This is a genomic window from Ruegeria sp. PrR005 (assembly GCF_010500245.1).
GTDB lineage: Bacteria > Pseudomonadota > Alphaproteobacteria > Rhodobacterales > Rhodobacteraceae > Ruegeria_B > Ruegeria_B marisflavi.
The window spans coordinates 19,788-40,900 of record NZ_JAAGOX010000054.1; the positions used below are offsets into that span (position 1 = coordinate 19,788).

The 21,113-nt window shown below is 62.7% G+C and carries 18 protein-coding genes; 3 read left to right on the plus strand and 15 right to left on the minus strand.

Going from position 1 to position 21,113, the window contains the following annotated elements; all coding sequences use genetic code 11:
• Window positions 1-7 precede the first annotated feature (7 nt).
• Together G0P99_RS20215 and G0P99_RS20220 are read right to left on the minus strand one after the other, a co-directional pair.
• Complete coding sequence (locus G0P99_RS20215; protein WP_164132296.1) at window positions 8-952, minus strand: ABC transporter permease; 945 nt, start codon at window positions 950-952, stop codon at window positions 8-10.
• A gap of 75 nt (window positions 953-1,027) precedes the next feature.
• Window positions 1,028-2,596, minus strand: a complete 1,569-nt coding sequence (locus G0P99_RS20220; RefSeq protein ID WP_164132297.1) for an ABC transporter substrate-binding protein — start codon at window positions 2,594-2,596, stop codon at window positions 1,028-1,030.
• A 177-nt stretch (window positions 2,597-2,773) separates the two neighbouring features.
• Here G0P99_RS20220 and G0P99_RS20225 point away from each other — a divergent pair, with 177 nt between their 5' ends.
• Window positions 2,774-3,553, plus strand: coding sequence for a helix-turn-helix transcriptional regulator (locus G0P99_RS20225; RefSeq protein ID WP_164132298.1), 780 nt, complete (start codon window positions 2,774-2,776; stop codon window positions 3,551-3,553).
• A gap of 104 nt (window positions 3,554-3,657) precedes the next feature.
• On the opposite strand, the gene ribD is transcribed toward G0P99_RS20225, so the two are convergent.
• From ribD to G0P99_RS20290, 13 genes are all read right to left on the minus strand, one after another.
• Entirely contained in the window at window positions 3,658-4,752 is a 1,095-nt protein-coding gene (gene ribD, locus G0P99_RS20230) for a bifunctional diaminohydroxyphosphoribosylaminopyrimidine deaminase/5-amino-6-(5-phosphoribosylamino)uracil reductase RibD (RefSeq protein ID WP_370462859.1), read from the minus strand.
• Complete coding sequence (nrdR, locus tag G0P99_RS20235; protein WP_093029233.1) at window positions 4,749-5,219, minus strand: transcriptional regulator NrdR; 471 nt, start codon at window positions 5,217-5,219, stop codon at window positions 4,749-4,751. Before nrdR ends, ribD begins: the two co-directional genes overlap by 4 nt.
• A 170-nt stretch (window positions 5,220-5,389) precedes the next feature.
• On the minus strand, window positions 5,390-5,800 hold the full coding sequence (locus G0P99_RS20240; RefSeq protein ID WP_164132300.1) for a secondary thiamine-phosphate synthase enzyme YjbQ: 411 nt from the start codon (window positions 5,798-5,800) through the stop codon (window positions 5,390-5,392).
• 18 nt (window positions 5,801-5,818) lie between these two features.
• Window positions 5,819-6,232, minus strand: coding sequence for a hypothetical protein (locus tag G0P99_RS20245; RefSeq protein WP_164132301.1), 414 nt, complete (start codon window positions 6,230-6,232; stop codon window positions 5,819-5,821).
• Between the two features lie 165 nt (window positions 6,233-6,397).
• Window positions 6,398-8,383 carry an RNA polymerase sigma factor RpoD gene (rpoD, locus tag G0P99_RS20250; RefSeq protein WP_164132302.1) on the minus strand — a complete coding sequence of 662 codons (1,986 nt, stop codon included), beginning with the start codon at window positions 8,381-8,383 and terminating at the stop codon, window positions 6,398-6,400.
• Between the two features lie 110 nt (window positions 8,384-8,493).
• Window positions 8,494-10,443, minus strand: coding sequence for a DNA primase (gene dnaG / locus G0P99_RS20255; protein ID WP_164132303.1), 1,950 nt, complete (start codon window positions 10,441-10,443; stop codon window positions 8,494-8,496).
• A gap of 82 nt (window positions 10,444-10,525) precedes the next feature.
• Window positions 10,526-10,822 carry a hypothetical protein gene (locus G0P99_RS20260; protein ID WP_164132304.1) on the minus strand — a complete coding sequence of 99 codons (297 nt, stop codon included), beginning with the start codon at window positions 10,820-10,822 and terminating at the stop codon, window positions 10,526-10,528.
• A gap of 35 nt (window positions 10,823-10,857) precedes the next feature.
• Window positions 10,858-11,403 (minus strand): sarcosine oxidase subunit gamma, encoded by a 546-nt coding sequence (locus tag G0P99_RS20265; protein ID WP_370462860.1) that lies wholly within the window; start codon window positions 11,401-11,403, stop codon window positions 10,858-10,860.
• Entirely contained in the window at window positions 11,396-14,329 is a 2,934-nt protein-coding gene (locus tag G0P99_RS20270; RefSeq protein WP_164132305.1) for a sarcosine oxidase subunit alpha family protein, read from the minus strand. Before G0P99_RS20270 ends, G0P99_RS20265 begins: the two co-directional genes overlap by 8 nt.
• Window positions 14,326-14,589 carry a sarcosine oxidase subunit delta gene (locus tag G0P99_RS20275; protein ID WP_164132306.1) on the minus strand — a complete coding sequence of 88 codons (264 nt, stop codon included), beginning with the start codon at window positions 14,587-14,589 and terminating at the stop codon, window positions 14,326-14,328. The genes G0P99_RS20270 and G0P99_RS20275 overlap by 4 nt, the downstream gene beginning before the upstream one ends.
• Window positions 14,590-14,643: 54 nt before the next feature.
• On the minus strand, window positions 14,644-15,897 hold the full coding sequence (locus G0P99_RS20280) for a sarcosine oxidase subunit beta family protein (protein WP_164132307.1): 1,254 nt from the start codon (window positions 15,895-15,897) through the stop codon (window positions 14,644-14,646).
• 245 nt (window positions 15,898-16,142) lie between these two features.
• A complete protein-coding gene (locus G0P99_RS20285; RefSeq protein ID WP_164132308.1) occupies window positions 16,143-17,042 on the minus strand; it encodes a hypothetical protein in 900 nt (299 codons plus the stop codon).
• A gap of 122 nt (window positions 17,043-17,164) precedes the next feature.
• The gene (locus tag G0P99_RS20290; protein ID WP_164132309.1) at window positions 17,165-18,595 is read right to left on the minus strand and encodes a Glu/Leu/Phe/Val dehydrogenase; all 1,431 of its coding nucleotides are present in this window, start codon (window positions 18,593-18,595) and stop codon (window positions 17,165-17,167) included.
• 411 nt (window positions 18,596-19,006) lie between these two features.
• Here G0P99_RS20290 and G0P99_RS20295 point away from each other — a divergent pair, with 411 nt between their 5' ends.
• Together G0P99_RS20295 and G0P99_RS20300 are read left to right on the plus strand one after the other, a co-directional pair.
• Window positions 19,007-20,581 carry a Tad domain-containing protein gene (locus G0P99_RS20295; RefSeq protein ID WP_239059886.1) on the plus strand — a complete coding sequence of 525 codons (1,575 nt, stop codon included), beginning with the start codon at window positions 19,007-19,009 and terminating at the stop codon, window positions 20,579-20,581.
• Entirely contained in the window at window positions 20,578-21,111 is a 534-nt protein-coding gene (locus G0P99_RS20300) for a TadE/TadG family type IV pilus assembly protein (protein WP_164132311.1), read from the plus strand. Before G0P99_RS20295 ends, G0P99_RS20300 begins: the two co-directional genes overlap by 4 nt.
• The last annotated feature ends 2 nt before the right edge of the window (window positions 21,112-21,113 follow it).

Sequence of the window (21,113 nt, forward strand, 5' to 3'; positions counted from 1 at the left end):
CGGTCCCTCATTTCCCGGCCCGGATCCGCGGATCCAGAATTGCGTTGACGATGTCGGCCAGCGTGGTCGAGGCGACAAAGATCAGGGTGGAAAACAGAACCGATCCCATCACCACCGGGTAGTTGCGCGTGGTGATGCTGTCGATCACCAGCTTGCCCAGCCCGGGGCGCGAGAACACAATCTCGGTGAACACCGCCGCCGACAGCAAAAACCCCATGCCGACCCCGATCACCGTGACCGTGGGCAGGATGGCCAGCCGCAGCGCATAGCCAAAGACGATCTGCCGCTCGGGCAGGCCAAAGGCGCGCGCGGTGCGGATATGCCCCTCGCCCATCACTTCCAGCATCGAGGCCCGGACAAGCCGCGCGATATAGCCGACCCAGCTAAGCCCGATGGCAAGGCTCGGCAGCACCAGATGATGCAGCTGGTCGCCCCAGTTCCCCGCATCCCCCGCCCCGATGGCCGGAAACCATTGCAGCTTCACCGCAAAGATCAGCAGCGAGTAGAGCGACACCACAAAGGCGGGCACCGCGATCACCGAGACCGACAGGATCCCGGTCAGCCGGTCGCCCAGCGAATTCCGATGGATGGCCGAGTAACAGCCCAGCGCGATCCCCAACACCGCCGACCAGGTGATCGAAACCAGGATCAAGACCAGCGTATAGGGCACCTGCCCCAGCACGATTTCGCTCACCGGCCGGTTGGAAAACACATCCATCCCCAGATCGCCGCGCAGCATATTGGCAAAGAACAGCCCGATCTGCACGACCAACGGCTGATCGAGCCCCATCCGCGCCTCAAGTGCCGCGCGCATTTCAGGCGTGGCGCGCGGTCCCAGCATGGTGGACACCGGATCGCCCGGGATCATGTGAACGATCAGGAACAGCGAGGACACGGCCAGAACCGTAATCACCGCCGCCAGACCGATCCGTTTTAAGATGAAGGACAGCATGGGGTACCCCGTCTTTCAGGGAAAAGAAGGGGGCACAGCTCTGACCTGCGCCCCCAAAGGCCTCAGGGAGAGATCTCAGGCCTTGCCGAAATAGCGATAGAGCGGCAGCCCATCGGGCCGCAGCGCCGGGCTGACACTGTCGCGATAGATCACCGGCGTCGCCTCGTGGGTCAGGAACTTGTAGGCGCCGCTTTCCTCCATCAGGTCCTGGGCCCGGGCATACATCGCCGCGCGCGCGGCCGGGTCGCCCTCGGACTGCGCCGCCAGATGCAGCTTGTCGAATTCTTCCGACCGGAACCGCTCCCAGTTCCACACGCCCGCCTGCTCGGTGATGAACCACGAGGTCGCGTAATAGGGGTCGGGCGTCATCGAATAGCGGTTCAGCACCAGTTCCAGATCCTCGTTCGAACCCAGTTCCCAGAAGGTCGCGCCCTCGTGCAGGCGGATTTCCAGCGTGACGCCGATGGCCGCCAGATTGGCCTGGATGATCTGAGCCGCCGTCACGTTGGCCGATTTGTTCAGAACGTCGATGGCCAGCGACACCCCGGCCTCACCGGACTCGGCCATCAGCGCCTGCGCCTTCTCCAGATCCGCCGCCACACCGGTCAGCGGCGCGGCGCGATGCCCGGCCAGACCGGGCGCGATGATCCCTGTCGAGGGTTCCGCCGCCCCGAAATAGGCCGCCGCCATGATCGTCGGCACGTCGATCGCATGCTGGATCGCCTGACGCAGCTTCAGGTTGCCCAGCTTGGGGTTATCGAGGTTCATCCCGACCCAGACATAGTAGAGCGACGGGAACTCCTCCAGCGTCGCCCCCGCGATCGGGTTCGATTTCAGCCGCTCGACACTGTCCAGGCTGACGCGGGTAAAGTCGATCTCGCCCGCCTCGAACGCGATCTCGGCGGCCTTCTCATCGTCGATGTGATAGATCTGGATCTCGTCAAACGCGGCTGGGTCGCCCTTCCAGTCGGGGTTGCGGCGCAGGGTGGTCTTTTGCTTCGGCTCCCAGCCCGCATGCAGATAGGGACCCGAGGTCGCCACCGGCTGCGTGTCGATCTTGCCGCCGACGCTGTCAAACGCCGCCTTCGACACGATATTGCCCGCGATATAGGGCAGCGTGATCGACCACAGCGGCTGGAACGCGTTCTTCAGCACGATGGTGCCAGTCCGCTCGCCCGTCACCTCGATATGGCTGAGCGGCCCCCAGTCGGGCTTGTTGGTCGATTCCAGCGCGTCGTCGATGATCCGCTCGAACGAGAACTTGACGTCCTCGGCGGTCATCGCGCCAAACCCATTGGTGAACCCGATATCGTCGCGCAGGGCAAAGTTGATATGGGTGTCGTCCGCCTGTTCGATCATCGCGGCGGCATCCAGTTGCCAGCCCCATTCGCGACCCGGCTTGTACTGGATCAGCTTGTTATAGATCGCGGCGTGGATTTCCTCGTCCACCACGCCCTGGCTGAAGGCCGGATCCATCGAACGGATATCGGCATAGGTTCGGGTTCTGAGCGTCCCGCCCGCCGCCTGCGCCCGACGCGCGGGCAACAGCCCTGCCGCTGCCAGGCCACCCAGCGCGCTTGCGCCCTTCAGAAAGGACCGGCGGGGCAAACCCACACGTGTCCAGGAAATATTGGCTCCGTTCATTTCTCGTCTCCCTGTCAAGAAATCGCGCCGGACAGGCGCCCCAATTGACAGAAAGCAAAGGCCATGCCGGCCGCCCGTGCAATTGAGCGGACTGGCGCGACATGAAGCTAATTTAAGCTATCCAAACTCAATAAAGCGCCATAATCTGGCGAAATCTTCCTGTTGGAGACTCCCTTTATGGACACGGGCGACTTTGCTTCGAATCTCAAACTCTTGTGTTCGACCCAGGCTTCGGTCTCGGCGCTCTGCCGCCAGATCGGCGTGAACCGGCAACAGTTCAACAAATACCTCAGCGGCGCGGCGCACCCCTCGCCCGCAAACATGCGCAAGATCGCGGTCCATTTCGGCGTCCGCCCCGCCGAGTTCCTGTTGCCCGCAACCGAGTTCGAAGCCCACCCCTCGGTCGCGGGCAAACTGGCCGGAGTGCGGCACCTGCAACCGGGCCGGCCCAGTTTCGAATCCGCCTTTCGCGGCCAGACCCTGGCACTACGCCGCTACCTCGGGTTCTATCTCAGCTACTTCCTGACCGAGAGCTGGGACAACTCCATCATCTGTGCGCTGGTCCGGCTGGACGAGTTCGACGGCATGGTCCGCAGCCGGTCGCTGGAACGGTCGGTCGACCCCGAGGACGGCACCATCTACCTGTCGAAATACGATGGCCGGGCCGCGATCCTCGGCAACCGGATCTTTGTGATGGAGTACCAGACGCTGGCACGCGACGCGCTGGTCGAAACGGTTCTCTACCCGGTCGGGCGCGGCCAATTGCAATATCTGCGCGGCACCACCTTTGGCATCACCAGCCGCCAGCGCACCCCCTTCACCTCGCCGGTCGTCTGGCGTTACCTCAGCGAGACGCCGCCACTGATGGAGGCGATGCGCAAGGTCGGCCGCTACGACATCAACTCGCCAAAGCTGGACCAGCGCGCCAGGTCCATCCTGATGGGCAGCCGGGCCTAGCCACAGGCAGCGCGGGCCTCGGAAACGGGTCGGAATACCCTGTACAAAACGGTCAATCGCCCCTTTCGGGGCGGTACAAAACGGTCAAAACAAAGGACAAACCGTCAGGCGCGGCCCCAGCGGTGCAGAACGTCACCGCCGACGTTTTCCGTCTCGATCAGCCGGAACCGGGGCGCATCCGCCAGGCGTTCCAACCCCATGGCGCCAACCGCAGGCACCCCCTCGGCGCCGATTGCCACCCCGGCGGTGAACCCGATCAGCTCATCCACCAGATCCTCCGCCAGAAGCGACGCGGCCAGCGCCGATCCGCCCTCGCAGAACACCCGCGTCAAACCGCGCGCACCCAATTGCTGGACAAGGTCCAACCCATTGATTTGCATACCGGAAACCGCACAGGGGATCAGCTCGGCGCCGGTGCTTTCCCAGGCTTTGGCGCGGTCGGGATCGACCCCCGGACCATGGCACAGCCAGACCGGTACCTGTCGCGCGGTGCGGGCAAGCTGGCTCATCAACGGCAGGTCCAGATAGCGCGATACGACGATCCGCACCGGCTGCCGCGCGATACCCAGGTCGCGTACCGTCAGCGAGGGATCATCCGCCCGCGCGGTTCCCGCGCCCACCATAACCGCGTCGTGCCGCGCCCGCATAGCATGCACGAGCTTTCGCGCATAAGACCCTGTTATCCATTTACTTTCTCCGGTCGCAGTGGCGCTGCGCCCATCGAAACTCGACGCCATTTTCAGGGTGATCCAGGGCCGTCCCTGTTCGGTTTTCATAAAGAACCCGGCCAGATCCCGCGCCGCCGCATCGGCCAGAACGCCAGTCGTGACCTCGATACCGGCCTCGCGCAACAGCGCAAACCCCTTGCCAGCAACCCGCGGGTCGCTGTCCTCGATGGCCGAGACCACCCGCGCCACCCCCGCCGCGATCAGCGCCTCGGCACAAGGCGGCGTCTTGCCATGATGGGCGCACGGCTCCAGCGTCACATAAGCGACAGCCCCTCGCGCCGCCGCCCCGGCCTGTGCCAGCGCAACGGTCTCTGCATGCGGTCTGCCGCCTTGTTGGGTCCAGCCGCGCCCCACGATCCGGCCTTCGGATACAATCACACAGCCCACCGCCGGGTTCGGCCAGCAGGCGCCTTGCTCTCGCCTGCCAAGGGACAGGGCGAGAGCCATGTAACGTTCGTCAGATCCCGTCACTCTTCGGTTGGCGGGCTGGGGGGACGCAGTTCGTGAACGAATTCCTCGAAATCATCTGCGGCCTGGAAGTTCTTGTAAACACTCGCAAAACGGACATAGGCAACAGTATCGATCCGAGCCAGCGCCTCCATCACGATCTCGCCGATCTTCTTCGACGGGATGTCGGTTTCGCCCATGCTCTCCAGCCGCCGCACAATACCCGAGATCATTTGGTCAATCCGCTCGGGGTCGATCGGGCGCTTCTGCATCGAGATGCGGATCGAGCGTTCCAGCTTGTCGCGGTCGAAATCCTCGCGCTTGCCACTGGTCTTGATCACCACCAGATCACGCAGCTGAACCCGCTCGTAGGTGGTGAACCGTCCGCCGCACGCCGGACAGAACCGCCGCCTGCGAATGGAAACGTGATCTTCTGCCGGACGCGAGTCCTTGACCTGTGTATCGATATTTCCGCAAAACGGGCAGCGCATCCGCCGTCTCCTCGTTCCTTGTTCCGCCTCCACGTGAGCGCTTCGGCTCACTTATCCACAACTATAGGGCCAATGCTAGGATTTGGGTAGCACTGATTTTCGAACGCTAGATGCGGGTCGAACAACAATATCTAGCTTTTGCTTGGCGCGGATAGCCGCAAGCCGGGCGTTCAGCCGAAATGCGCCGCGACCTTGCGATGATGCGGCGCGCGACGGTGTTCGACCAGATAGATACCCTGCCATGTACCCAGCATCGGCACCCCGGCTTGCACCGGAATACTTAATGAAACCTGCATGATAGCGGCCTTGATATGGGCCGGCATATCGTCAGGCCCTTCATAAGTGTGACGCAGATAGGACATGGACGGGTGATCGGAGGACGGCACCAGCCTGTCGAAAAAGGCGGTCAGATCGGTCTGTACCTCGGGGTCGGCGTTCTCCTGGATCAACAAAGAGCAGGAAGTATGCCGCACCATCAGCGTCAGCAGCCCGTCGCCCCGCCCGGCCAGCCAGCGCTTCACCTCTCGGGTGAACTCATAAAGACACGGTCCCCGGGTCGATATGGAGAACTCGGTCAGCATTGGGTTCTGCTCAAAGCGTCAGGGCCGCACGGGGCCGAACTCGCAATAGCTGTTGCCCTGGTTGACGGTCATGTTGTCGCCAACCTTGAGCCCGGTGCGGATGGTGGTCAGCTCGTTTTCCAGCGGCGTCACGCCCACCGCCTCGGGCGTCAACGAGAATTGTACAGCCGTCTTGCGCCCGGTGGTAACACTCGGCCCCCGCCCCCGCACCAGATAAATCCGGTCGTTCCAGCCAGCGCCCAGCTCGCGCCGGGCGTATTCCGAGGCCGCACACCAGAAATCTCCGACCCGCTGCTTGCCGCGCGGGATCACCTCGAACACAGCGTCATTGACCGGCAGCACCCGATCCCCCATCCGCGTGGTCAGGGCATCCGCCTGTGTCGAAAGGCCAGTCAGGGTGAGAGCAGTCAGAAAAAAGGCGTGGCGGAGCATCTGGGAAATCCTTGTCTTATCAAAGGGAATTTAGTGCGCCCAAGCGGCGATCAACAGAGCATTTCACGGATTTCTGACCACGTTGGCGGTTCGTCGCTCAGCCCGGAGCCATTCGGAGGACAATCCCGCGCCAAGAAAAAAGACGCCCCGAAGGGCGTCTTTTGTTCATTCGTCCAGGAAACTGCGCAGCTTGCGCGAGCGGCTGGGATGTTTGAGCTTTCTCAGCGCCTTGGCCTCGATCTGGCGGATCCGTTCGCGGGTCACGCTGAACTGTTGCCCCACCTCTTCCAGCGTATGGTCCGTGTTCATGCCGATGCCGAACCGCATCCGCAGCACGCGTTCCTCGCGCGGGGTGAGGCTGGCCAGAACCCGCGTCGTGGTCTCTTTCAGGTTCTCCTGAATGGCGCTGTCGAGCGGCAGGATGGCGTTCTTGTCCTCGATGAAATCGCCCAGCTGGCTGTCTTCCTCGTCGCCAATCGGGGTTTCGAGGCTGATCGGTTCCTTGGCGATCTTCATCACCTTGCGAACCTTCTCCAGCGGCATTTGCAGCTTTTCGGCCAGTTCCTCGGGCGTCGGTTCGCGGCCGATTTCGTGCAGCATCTGGCGGCTGGTCCGCACCAGCTTGTTGATCGTCTCGATCATGTGCACCGGGATACGGATGGTGCGCGCCTGGTCCGCGATCGAGCGGGTTATGGCCTGACGGATCCACCAGGTCGCATAGGTCGAGAACTTGTAGCCGCGGCGATACTCGAACTTGTCCACGGCCTTCATCAGGCCGATGTTGCCTTCCTGAATGAGATCAAGGAATTGCAAGCCACGGTTGGTGTACTTCTTGGCGATCGAGATCACCAGGCGCAGGTTGGCCTCGACCATTTCCTTTTTCGCCTGACGGGCCTCTTTCTCACCCTTCTGGACCTGCTGCACGATGCGGCGGAACTCAGAGATATCCAGACCCACATACTGGCCCACCTGGGCCATGTCCGCGCGCAACTCCTCGACCTTGTCCGAGGAGCGTTCGATGAACATTTGCCAGCCGCGCCCCGGCTTTTCGGCCATTTCGGCCAGCCAGTTCGGGTCGAGCTCGCGCCCGCGATAGGCATCGATGAACTCGCGGCGGTTGATGCGGGCCTGATCGGCCAGCTTGACCATCGAACTGTCGATCGACATCACCCGTTTGTTGATGCCGTAGAGCTGGTCGATCAGCGCCTCGATCCGGTTGTTGTGCAGATGCAACTCGTTGACAAGCTTGACAATCTCGGAACGCAGCGCCTGGTAGGTGTCTTCGTCCATCGCCGAGAACGAACCGTCCTCGTTCAAGGTCGCCGAAATCCGGCTGTCCTGCATTTCAGACAGTTGCGCATAGTCGGACGAAATCCGCTCGAGCGTGGTCAGAACCTTGTCCTTGAGCGCGGCTTCCATCGCAGCCAGCGACATGTTGGCCTGCTCGTCGTCCTCGTCGTCATCCTCGCGCGAGATCGGATTGCCGTCGGCGTCGTACTCCGGATTCTCGTCGCGCTGCGGTTTGGCGGTCTGCACGGCCGACGGATCGACGACCGGGTCCTCATCCTCTTCATCGTCCAGCTGATTGCCGAACGTAGCCTCCAGGTCGATAACATCGCGCAGCAGGATGTCCTCGGACAGAAGTTCGTCATGCCAGATGGTGATGGCCTGGAAGGTGAGCGGGCTTTCGCAAAGCCCCGCGATCATCGTGTTGCGGCCGGCCTCGATCCGCTTGGCGATGGCAATCTCGCCCTCGCGGCTCAGAAGCTCGACCGAGCCCATTTCGCGCAGATACATGCGCACCGGGTCGTCGGTGCGGTCGAGTTTTTCGGTCTGCGCGCCCGCCAGAGTAACCTCGCGGTTGCTCTCGGTGGCGACCAGTTCGGTAGAGCCCTTCTGCTCTTCCTCCTCGGCCTCTTCGTCCTCGATGATGTTGATGCCCATCTCGCTGAGCATCGACATCACGTCTTCGATCTGTTCCGAGTTCACCTGGTCCGGAGGCAGCACCTGGTTCAGCTGATCGTAGGTGATGTACCCGCGTTCGCGGGCCTCGGCGATCATCTTCTTGACTTGCGCCTGGCTCATGTCGAGCGAGACTTCGTCTTCCTGATCTTCGGTCTTCTGGTCTTCGGCGGTGTCCTTGGCGGCCATTCAGTGCTCCTGCAGGGATGGGCGATTCGTTAAGCCGAATCATTAGTGCTCAGAATTGATTCGGCCACCCGTTTACCTGTTTTATTTTGCCAGTTCCTTAGGAAAACGCCTTATCGGCGTTTCCGGTCAAAGTTGATACCCGCCATGATGGCGGCAAAGGCCTCGCGTTCGTCGCGTTTGATTCGGGCCCCGTTGTCAGCCACTTCGAAGATCGCCTTGTCCTCGTTCTGGCTGCGGCTGGCGCGGTTGCGCTCTTCTGCGGCCCGGCCCACACGGTATGTCAGCGCCTCGTCATCGGTCTCGGCAATATCCTCGCGCGCTTCGTCGACTTCAGCTTCGTGCCCCCGGAGCGCCTTGATTTTCGCGAATTCCTCGGCCAGCGTCATCCGGGCCTTTTCGGCATCGCCAGGTTTGTGCACACAGGGTATGACTGCGACATGGCGTAGGTTCAGGAGGTTTTCAAGGGCCTGCCCCCCCAAACTCCGCTCAATATGATCCTGGAGGTTGTCAGGATCGTCGACGGCGTGACGCAACACCACCTGCCGCAGCATTGCGTGATCGGGGTCGTGGCACTCCATATCTTCCAACTGATGCTCGAACTGCACCACGACCTGCGGGTTGAGGATGGCGATTGCCAGGATGGCCGCCTCGCGCAGCTGGATTTCCGCATTCTGGGTCGAGGCGAGAAACGAGCTGCGGGCGCTGGGGCTGGCGGGAGCGTTTTCGTTTCGCTTTTGGCCACGGGCTTGCCAGCCCGTGGCACGCGACGTTCGCTGCGGCCGGAACAACTGCCAGCGCAGGTCCTTGATCTCCTGCCCGTAATGCGCCCGGATCGAAGGGTCACGGATCAACTTGATCTTTTCGCGCAGGCTTTTGTCCAGAGCGGCCTTGCGCTCGGGGCTATCGAATACCCTGCCTTCGGTCTCGCGCTGCCACAGAAGCTGCACCATGGGCCGGGCCTGATCCAGGACGCTTTGCATGGCTGCCGGTCCATCGGCGCGGATCACGTCGTCGGGGTCTTTACCCTCGGGTATTATCGCAAAGCGCAGCGATTTTCCGGCCTCCAGCAGCGGCAAGGCGAGGTCGATGACCCGCATCGCCGCGCGCAGGCCAGCAGTATCGCCGTCAAGCGCGACGATCGGCTCGTCGGCGATGCGCCACAGCATATGCAGCTGCTCCTCGGTCACCGCCGTGCCCAGAGGCGCCACCGCCGCGCCAAAACCCGCCTCGGAAAGCGCGATCACATCCATGTAACCCTCGGCCACGACAAGCGGCTGCCCCTGCCCCGCGGCCGTACGGGCGGGACCATGGTTGAACAGGCTGCGGCCCTTGTCGAAGAGCAGCGTTTCGGGCGAGTTCAGGTATTTGGCATTGTCCTTGGGGTCCATCGCCCGGCCGCCAAAGGCAATGCAGCGCCCGCGCGCGTCGCGGATCGGGAACATGATCCGGTTTCGGAACGTGTCATAGGGTTTGCCGCCCTTGGTCGAGGGTTTAGCCAAGCCTGCACCGATGATCAGGTCCTCTGCCACGCCCTTGCCACGCAGGTGATCCCACAACCCCTGCCAGCCGTCAGGGGCATACCCGATCTCCCACCGCTCCAGCGCCTGCGCGCCAAGGCCCCGCCGAGCCAGATAGTCGCGCGCCGCGCCGCCGCCGCCCGCATTGAGGTTCAAACGGAAGAACTGCGCCGCCTGCTCCATCACCTCGGCCAGTTGGCTGCGGTGGTCCTGCTTCTCCTGCGCCTTGGGATCCCGAGCGGGCATCGGCATGCCCGCCTCGCGGGCCAGGATCTCGACCGCCTCCATGAAACCGACATTCTCGGTCTCCTGAACGAACTTCAGCGCGTCGCCCTTGGCGTGGCAGCCAAAGCAGTAATAGAACCCCTTGCGGTCATCCACATGGAACGAGGCAGTCTTTTCATGGTGGAACGGGCATGGCGCCCACATGTCGCCCTTGCCCTGGTTCGACTTGCGCATGTCCCACATGACCTTGCGCCCGACAACCTGGGTCAGGCTCAGGCGGCTGCGTAGCTCATCCAGAAATCCGGGGGGTAGTGACATGGGGGTAGGATGGCAGAAACAGAGCGGCGCGCCAAGCGGGCGGCGCGCCTTATCCACAGCGAAGAGCGTTATTGGCGCGGGCCTACTGCTTGAGACAGAGTTCCAGCCAGGCCGCCGATAGGTCCTTGTTACGAATATCGCCCATCTTTTGCTGATAGACCCAGGGCGCGATCAGCGGGATCGCGTTGTTGTAGCTCGCGGGCCAGGTCGGGTTGGTCGCAGCCACGGCAGCGGGCACATCCCGTTCCTTGACCCGGTCAAGCCGCGCCTGCTGGATCGACGCCACCACGTCGGCCTGGTACTGGCAGCTCTGCTGCTTGGTCTCGGCCGCCGCCAGCGGCGAGGCTGCGAGAGCGGCAACAAGGGCATAGCGATACATCGGTGATCTCCCGGATTCGAATTGGTCGACCGAGTTTAACCCCGTGCCGCGACCGCTTCCATGGCCGATTTGAGATCATGCACCAGCGTTTCGGCCATTGAGCGGAAAACCATCAGCCAATAGGCATCTTCGCCGACCCGCGTGACCGAGCCCGACATATGCCCGATCTTGCTGCGCGCGGTGGCGCCCACCGGGAAGGACACCAGCCGGAGATCGACCGGAACGAGACGGGCCAAAACATCCTCGCCCCCCTCCCCTTCGAGGCGCACCACCGCCCAGGCATCGGACTGATCGACCAAGGCCGCGTTCTGGCTCAATCCTTCGTCCGGGACCGCCCCGACCAGCATGGCGCTGGAATGACCGAACCATATCGCCCGGACGTCACCCGATACCCCAGCGCTGTTCGGTGCTGGATAGCCTAGCCCATACCCAGCCTGCATCGCCTTGTTCAAGGCATCGGCCCGGCCCTTGCGCGGCGACAGCATCGTCATCGTGCCCGCATCCACCTCGATCGCGGTGACCCGACCAACTGTCAGTGGCAACAGCCCCGCACAGGGCGATTTCGCAACCAAATTATCCACGCATCCGCCCTCCGTCTGCGTCAAAGAAGACCGGGTTCACAACTTCGCAAAGGGTCGTCACCCCTCGCAACCCGTCGACCATCTTGACGATCTCGCCATACCGCGCCGGGCCGTCAGCCAGGAATGCGAGCCCGATCATGTGGCCCAGCGTCGGCGAATGGCAGACCGAGGTTATGTAGCCCTGATCGTTGGTCCGTTTCGGCTCTGCTTCTTCGCGGTAGATATGCGCGCCTGCCAGCAAGCGCCCGTCGCGTCCAACCGGCTTCAACCCGACCAGACGCTCGCGCCCCGACTCTTCCAGCCCCGGACGCTGCGACATGGTCTTGCCGATGCAGTCCTTCTTGGCCGAGACCATGCCGCCCATGCCGATGTCATAGGCGGTGGTGCGTCCGTGGATTTCGGAATGGGTGATGAACCCTTTCTCGATCCGCAGGACGTTGAGTGCCTCCATGCCGTAGGGGCCGCCGCCCAGCGCCTCGGCCCGTTTGACCAGGATATCGAACAGGCTGGCGCCATAGCGCGCAGGCACCGCGATCTCATAGCCCTGCTCGCCCGAGAACGAGATCCGGAACAGCCGCCCCGCAACCCCCAGAACCGAGACCGCGCCGCAGGACATGAACGGCCACTCCGTGGGATCAAGCGGCGTATCCAGCACCCCGTCCAGAACCTCACGCGCCTTGGGACCGGCCACCGCGAACTGCGCCCATTGCTCGGTCACCGAGGTCAGTGACACATCCCATTCCGGGCGGAGACCTTGAGTGACGAACTCCAGATGCTTCATCACCTCGCCCGCCGCAGCGGTGGTCGTGGTCATGACAAAGTGATCCTCGCCCAGCCTTGCGGTGGTGCCGTCATCCATTACATGGCCGTCTTCGCGCAGCATCAGACCATAGCGGACCCGCCCCACCTTCAGCGTCGAGAACATGTTGGTATAGGCAAAATCCAAGAGTTTCGCCGCATCCGCCCCCTGGATGTCGACCTTACCGAGTGTCGAGACATCGGCCACCCCCACCGCGTTACGCACATAGCCCACCTCGCGGTCGCAGCTTTGCCGCCAGTCGGTTTCGCCGGGCTTGGGAAAATAGCTGGGGCGATACCACAGCCCCGCCTCGATCATCGGTGCGCCCCGCGCCACCGTTGCCTTGTGGGAGGTGGTGAAGCGTTGCGGCTGGAATCCCTTGCCCTCGGCCCCAGCGCCCAGCGCCGCGATGGCAATCGGGCTATAGGGCGGGCGAAAGGTGGTCGTTCCGGTCTCGGGAATACCCCGCCCGGTGGCATCGGCCAGAACGGCCAGCGCGGCCACGTTCGAGTTCTTGCCCTGGTCGGTCGCCATGCCTTGCGTGGTGTAGCGCTTCATATGCTCGACCGAGCGGAAGTTCTCGACCGCCGCCTGCTTGACGTCCTTGACCGTGACATCGTTCTGGAAATCGAGCCAGGCCCGCCCCTTGCCCGGCACCGCCCAGAGCGGCTCCAGAGCGTAAGGCGTATCCTCGGCATCCGGCGTCGCGACCTCCGGCACCTTCATGCCCAGGTCTTCCAGCGCCGCGGCGGCCATGGCGATGCCTTCGCGCAGACAGGCCGCGGTCGAAAACGCGCCGTTGCAGGCCCCCGCCGCGCGCAGGCCCGGAATGGCCCCCGGTACCGGAACAAAAGACGCGATATCGCGCCTCCATTCCGGCCGCCCGTTCATGTGGCAGGTCAGGTGCACACTGGGATTCCAGCCGCCCGACATCGCCAGGCAATCGGTCTGAATGCGTTCTTCGCCACTGGCGCGGCGCACGGTAATCGCCTCCAGCCCCCGGCCGCCCATGCTGCCACAGACCTGACCGCCCCGGATCATGTGTACGCCATCAACCTCGGGCGCATCGTGGCGGCTGTCGATCAGCGCCGCCACATGCACGCCTGCGGCCATCAGGTCGCGCGCGGTGCGATGGGCATCGTCATTGTTGCCGAATACGGTGACGGCCTTGCCCGGCGCCACGCCCCAGCGGTTGAGATAGGCGCGCACAGCGCCTGCGGTCATGATCCCCGGACGATCGTTGTCGCGAAAGGCTACGGGTCGCTCCAGAGCGCCTGCCGCCAGCACACTGCGCCTGGCCACGATCCGCCAGTAGCATTCCAGCGGCGCGCCCGCGCCCCGGTCGGCGCGGTGGTGCGACACCCGCTCCAGCGCGGCATAAGTGCCATGGTCATAGGCGCCCGCCACGGTGGTCCGGGTCATCAGGCGCACATTGTCCATCGCGCGCAGTTCGGCCAGAACCTCCTCGGCCCAGATGTGGCCCGGCTTGCCATCGACCTCGTAGGTCTCGGCCAAGAGACGCCCACCCATCCGCGCGTCCTCGTCGGCCAGGATCACATCCGCGCCCGCCCGACCCGCGACCAGCGCCGCCATCAGCCCCGCAGGCCCCGCCCCGATCACCAGCAGGTCGCAAAAGGCAAAGGCGCGCTCGTAGCGGTCGACATTGTCCTGCCCCGACAGCGCCCCCAGGCCAGCGGCCTTGCGGATCATCGGCTCGTAAAGCTTCTCCCAGAAGGCGCGCGGCCACATGAAGGTCTTGTAGTAGAACCCGGCGCCAAAGAAGGGCGCCGCCAGGTTGTTGACCGACAAGAGGTCGAATTCGAGCGACGGCCAGCGATTCTGGCTACGTGCCTCCAACCCGTCGTAGAGCTCCTGCACGGTGGCCCGCACGTTGGGATCCTGCCGCCCGCCCGACCCGATGGTCACCAGCGCGTTCGGCTCCTCGCTGCCCGCGGTCAGGATGCCGCGCGGCCGGTGATACTTGAACGACCGCGCCACCAGTCGCACGTCATTGGCCAGCAGCGCCGAGGCCAGCGTATCGCCCTCGAACCCCGAATAGCGCACCCCGTCGAAAGTGAAAGACACCCGGTGATCGCGCGCGATCAGCCCCTTGCCCTCGATCCTCATGCCCGCGCCTCCGATGCTGGTTCGGTGCCCAGCACCTTATGCGTCAGCGTGCTGCGTGTGACCACGACCCAGGCGCCGCAGCCGCCCTCGTGATACCAGAGGTCGCGGGTCACCCCGGCCGGGTTCTCTCGCAGGTGCACGTAGTCGTCCCAGGCAGCCTCGCCCGCATCCGCCGCCGGTCGATCCAGCGCCAGCGCGTGGCCCTTGTAATAGAATTCGCGGTGATCCCGCTCGCCGCAATGCGGACAGGTGATCCTCATGACCGCGCCCTCATCTTCATTTCGCCAGAAATACTCATGCCAACCCCTCCACTCTCAGTGCAGGTTGTGTTGAGAGCCCTTGCCCTCTTCGTCGATGATGCTGCGCCCGGTACGGAACCGGTCCAGCCGGTGCCGGGTCGAGGCCGGATGATAGTTCCCGGTCGCGATCAGATGCGCGAACACGCTGCCCGAGCCCGGGACCGCCTTGAACCCGCCGTAGTTCCAGCCGCAGTTCACATAAAGCCCGTCGATATGCGTCTTGTCGATGATGGGCGAGCCGTCGGGGGACATGTCCATGATCCCGCCCCAGCTGCGCAGCACCTTAGCCTTGCCAATCATCGGCATCAGCGCCATGCCCGCCTCCATCACATGCTCGACCGTCGGCAGGTTGCCGCGCGCCGCGTAAGAGGCATAGAAATCCAGGTCGCCACCAAAGACCAGCCCGCCCTTGTCGGATTGGCTAATATAGAAATGACCCATGCCAAAGGTGATCACGTTGTCGATCACCGGCTTCAGCCCCTCGGTGACAAAGGCCTGGAGGATATGGCTTTCGATCGGCAGGCGCATGCCTGCCATCGCCGCCACCTGGCTGGACCGGCCAGCCGCCACCATCGCCACCTTCTTGGCGCGGATCGGGCCGCGCACGGTCTGCACGCCCTTGACCTGGCCGTTCTCGATATCGATGCCGGTGACCTCGCAGTTCTGGATCAGGTCCACGCCGCGCTGGTCGGCCCCTCGGGCATAGCCCCAGGCGACCGCGTCATGCCGGGCGGTGCCGCCGCGCGGGTGATAGAGGCCGCCGTACAAGGGAAACCGAAGGTCGTCGAAGTTGAGGTAGGGCACCATCTTGCGCAGATCTTCGCGCCCCAAGAGGATCGCGTCGTCGCCCTGGCTGATCATCATGTTGCCACGCCGGGCCGCCGCATCGCGTTGCCCATCCGAGTGGAACAGGTTGATGATGCCGCGCTGCGAATGCATCACGTTGTAGTTAAGGTCCTCTTCCAGCCCCTCCCACAGTTTCAGGGAATGCGAATAGAACTCGGAATTGCCTTGCAGGAAGTAGTTGGCGCGCACGATGGTCGTGTTCCGGCCAATGTTGCCGCCGCCGATATAGCCGCGTTCGAGTACCGCGATGTTCTTCAACCCATGGTCGCGCGCCAGGTAATAGGCGGTGCTCAACCCGTGGCCGCCGCCGCCGATGATCACGATGTCATATTCGGGTTTCGGTTCGGGGTCCCGCCAATGTGGCCGCCATCCCTTGTTGCCGGTCAATCCTTCCTTCAACACGCGCAGGCCCGAAAAACGCATCCCTGTCTCCCCTTTCCGGGCACCTGCCCGCTGCTTTAACGACTATCATCCAACCCGCCATTCAGTTGGCCGTAATCGACAACGAATGTCCCATGCGCGACTATTGGTGTCGCTCTTGCGACGGGCGCACATTTACTGTTCTTTCAACAGGGGTCATACCCTGTTGTGCGCGCAACAGGCACAAAGAAATCAGGGTCCAGCCGCCGATTTTCCGAGGGAGTGGCGCGCGTTACGCAGCCTGGTCATCAGAACCGTATTCTGAAGGCGAAACCTGCGACCGGCGCGGCGCCATAGCTTTGCCGGCTGATCTCTGCTCCGGCCGCATTCTCGAGCACCAGTTGCCCGTCCAGCTCGGCTCCCGCAAACACCGTCAAGCGGGTGCCGGGGTTTGGTGCGTATTCCAGCGAAAGCACGACCGGTATGCTGGTTTCCTCACCCATGCCGCCCGGTGCAGGGCCGGTGCCATCAAGTCGAAACCGCACGCTTTCCGATCGGACGCCCAGCGAAAGCTTGATCTCGTCGGACAGCGCGTAGCTCAGCGACAGCCCCGGCCCTTGTGTTGCGCCAAGCCCGGTGCCTGTGCTCAAGGACCAGCGGTCGTCGATCTGCCAGTCGACCAGCAATGCCGGGAACACCTGCGTATCACTGTCCCCCAGTTCCGAAAAAGCGCCGAACGCGGGACCGATCCGCAATCGGTCGTTCACCTGCCAGGCCAGCCCGGCGAACACACCCCATGTGCGCCCGTCTGACGCACTGGCCCCAGCTTCGTAGTTCCATCGCACCTGTGGCGAAAGGAACAGGCTGGCACGCTCCCCGACCGGAAACCGCAACGGCGCGGACACCCGGATGTCACGGATGTCGCCCCAAGGGCGCGCGGCAACGCCACCCGAGAAATCGTAATCCACCTGACCATAGCTGACCAGAACCCCGGCCGAAGCGCCATTCTCCGCCCTGTACAAGGCTCCAGCCCTCAAGAAACTGCGTGTCGCCGAGACCTCTCCGCCGCCAGAAAGATCAGCCGCGCCCTGATACATAACGAGGCCATCCACCACCGGCGTCCAGCCCGGTCGGGGCTGCGCCTGAGCGGCCCCCGCCGTGACGACGATCACGCCGGTAATGGAAAACGCTCGAAGAAATCCTGACATGGCTCGCCCTTTCAACACTGTTTCGTCAAGAATAGTGCCGCGTTCGGACCCGCCCACTGCTACTTGTCCCAAAAACAGGAAAGGGCGCGCCGAAGCGCGCCCTTCCATCGCTCATGTCACGATCAAAGCCCCTTGGCGCGATAGCTCTTGGCGACCCGGTCAATGGACACCAGATAGGCCGCCGTCCGCAGATCCACCGCATCCGCGCGTTCGTGCCAGATCGAGGCCATCGACTGGTATGCCGCCCGCATCGTGTCATCCAGACCCGAGCGCACCAGCTCCAGCTCGTCCGCCCCGCGGAGGTAGTTCTGCTTGAACCCCGGGCTCAGCGTCCAGCCCAGCTCCTTGTCAGCCGACAGCCGCTCCAGTTCGTCCACCAGCATCTGCGTGCGTGTCTCTTCGGCCCGGCGCTGCATGCGGCCGAACCGGATATGGCTGAGGTTCTTGACCCATTCGAAGTAGGACACGGTCACACCACCGGCATTTGCATACATGTCGGGAATGATCACGATTCCCTTGTCGCGCAGCACTTCGTCGGCGCCAGAGGTGATCGGGCCGTTGGCCGCCTCGATGATCAACGGCGCCTTGATCTTCTTGGCGTTGCCAAGATGGATCACGCCCTCCATCGCGGCCGGGATCAGGATGTCACAGGGTTCCTCCAGCACCTTAGTGCCGTCAGCGACATAGGTACCATCCGGATAGCCGGTGACGCCGCCATGCTTGGCGATCCAGTTGCGTACGGCGTCGACATCCAGCCCGTCCTTGCTGACCAGGGCACCGTCGCGTTCGATGATGCCGGTGATCAGCGCGCCGTCCTCTTCGCTCAGGAACTTGGCGGCGTGGTAACCCACGTTGCCCAGGCCCTGGACGATAACCCGCTTGCCGTCGAGCTTGCCGGTCAGACCCGACTTGGCGACACCCTGGCTGTCGCGGAAGAACTCGCGCAGCGCATATTGCACGCCGCGTCCCGTCGCCTCGACCCGGCCGGCGATACCACCGGCATTCAGCGGCTTGCCGGTGACACAGGCGCGCGCGTTGATGTCGGTGGTGTTCATCCGCGCATACTGGTCGGCGATCCAGGCCATCTCGCGTTCGCCGGTGCCCATGTCGGGCGCGGGCACGTTCTGGGACGGGTTGATCAGGTCGCGCTTGGCCAGCTCATAGGCGAAACGGCGGGTGATCTGCTCCAGCTCGTGTTCCTCGTACTGGCGCGGGTCGATGCACAGCCCACCTTTTGAGCCGCCGAACGGGGCCTCGACCAGCGCGCATTTATAGGTCATCAGCGCCGCCAGCGCCTCGACCTCGTCCTGGTTCACGGACATGGCATAGCGGATACCGCCCTTGACCGGTTCCATATGTTCGGAATGCACGGACCGATAACCGACAAAGGTCTGAATCTGGCCTCTGAGCCGGACGCCGAAGCGCACCGTATAGGTGGCGTTGCATACGCGGATCTTCTCTTCCAGCCCCGGTGGCAGATCCATCAGGGCGGCTGCCCTGTTGAACATCATGTCCACACTTTCGCGGAAACTGGGCTCATTCTTGCGGGCCATTAACAAAAAACCTCCATGACCTTGCTTGACTCGGATTATGACACCTTGTCGCAGGCCCCTTATGACGCAACGTTCGCAAACTGCCAATTTTTTAATCGCCCGGAGGCGCCGGAAATGGACCAAACGATGATTCTCTGCGGATTGTAGGAACTCCGGAAACAAACTGGATCGAAACCCGCAAATGTCCCTAACCAATGGTTAACGTTCACTGTTTGGCGCTGATTGCGCCCCAATCCTGCCATCTTTGCGGTGCACTACTGCCCATTGAACTTTGATCTCCGGCTGGGGTTCTGCCGGAAAGGTAGGTGTATGATGATCATGCCGACTGGCTGTCGCGCTGCCGTGACACGTAACGTTCTGAGCCGCGCGAAACGCGGGTGCAGCACCTTCGCAAAAGCCGAAGATGGCGCGATGACCATTCTCGCGCTTTTCCTCTTTCTTGCGATGGTTGGGGCCACGGGCATCGGCGTCGATCTTATGCGTTTCGAACAAAAGCGCGCCGCTCTTCAATACACGCTCGATCGAGCAGTTCTGGCCGCCGCCGACCTTGATCAGACGGTTCCGCCGGAAACCGTCGTCCGCTCCTATCTGGAGAAGGCGGGCCTTCTGGAATACCTGTCCAGCGTGGTTGTCGACGAGGGGCTGGGCTATCGCAAGGTGTCGGCCACCGCGACGGCGGAACTTCCGACCCATTTCATGAAACTTTCGGGCTATGACAGCCTGACCATCCCGGCGGCCAGCACCGCCGAGGAAAGCATCGGCAATGTCGAGATTTCGCTTGTACTCGATGTCTCCAGTTCGATGAGATATGACAGTCGCCTGTACAACCTGAAAATCGCAGCCAAGGAATTCGTAAGCCACATGCTGTCGGCGACCGAAGACGGCGCGGTTTCGATCTCGATCATCCCCTATGCCACCCAGGTCAATGCGGGCGAGGATCTGTTTCAATTCTACAATGTAAGTGATGAACACGAGTACTCATACTGCGTGAACTTCAACGACGACGAATTCAGCCAGCCGGGACTGTCACGCACGACGCCGCTGGAACGGACCATGCATTTCGACCCGTTCACCTATTCCAAGGATCCGATCCAGGCCCCGGTTTGCCCGATACGGGCCAGCACAGCGATCCTGCCGTTCTCGGCCGACCAAACAGTTCTGAACAACTATATCGACGGCCTGACCCCGCTCGGCAACACCTCGATCGACATCGGTGCGAAATGGGGCATTGTCTTGCTTGATCCCGGCACACAGAGCGTCATCAGCGGGCTGATCGACCAGGGAAAGGTGGATGCATCCTTCACCGGTCGCCCGTCCGCCTATGACTCGGGCGATGTGCTGAAGGTCCTGATCGTGATGTCGGACGGTCAAAACACCGACCAGTATATGCTGAACCCATCCCTGCGTACCGGCATGTCGAACGTCTGGTACAACGAAGCCGAAGATGCGATCAGCGGAACACCCGACACCAACCTGAAAAACGCCTTCAGTGTTTATCACGACAACAGTGGGTCAAACTACTACTGGCCGGACAAGGACAAATGGTCAGACCATCCCTATGGCAACGGAACCAGCCCGGTTTGTAGTATCGACTCCAGCGGAGCGGAAACCTGCGCCGACAAGGACGAACCCGGCACCGCTGTGCGGCTGTCCTATGCAGAACTCTTCAACAAGGTGTCTCTGGCTTATAATGCCCGTTACAACTACGAATTTTCCAGCAGCGCCTGGGCGAACTGGTACACCTCTGCGTTTACCAAGAAAGAGGCCTCGGCCAAAGACCAGCGCACCAAGCATGTCTGCGACGCGGCCAAGGACGAGGGTGTGATCGTCTACTCCGTCGGCTTCGAGGCGCCGTCCGACGGCCGCCGCGTCCTCAAGGACTGTGCGAGCTCGGACAGCCATTACTACGACGCCACCGGACTGGAAATCAGTGACGCCTTCACCTCGATCGCATCGTCGATCCGTAAACTGAGGCTGACCCAATGACACGCAAGCTGGCCAAATTTCTACGCCGGTTCCGCAAGAGCGAGGACGGCAACGCCACGGTCGAATTCGTCATCGTCTTTCCGGCCATCGTCGGCGTGATGCTGGCCGCGGTCGAACTGACCTTCATGACGCTCAACCATGCCATGCTGGAACGCGCGGTCGATATTGTGGTGCGCGACCTGCGCCTGAACACCGGCAGCAATCCGGCGCATGACGTGCTGAAAGAGAGGATCTGCGACAAGGCCGTGTTCATCCGCAATTGCAGCACCAATCTCAAGCTGGAGATGGTCCGTCAGGATCCTTACGCCGGTATCACCTTGCCGGCCGTACCGGACTGTACCGACCTGTCCGAAGAAGTCCGGCCCGTGCGGCAGTTCGAGAACGGTCAGGCCAATGAGCTGATGGTTCTGCGCGCCTGCGCGAAGATCAATCCAATCTTTCCTTCGTCAACATTGGGGGCAACCCTGGCAAACGACGAAGGCCAGTACGCCCTGACCGCCATGTCCGTCTTCGTGCAGGAGCCCTCGTAGAG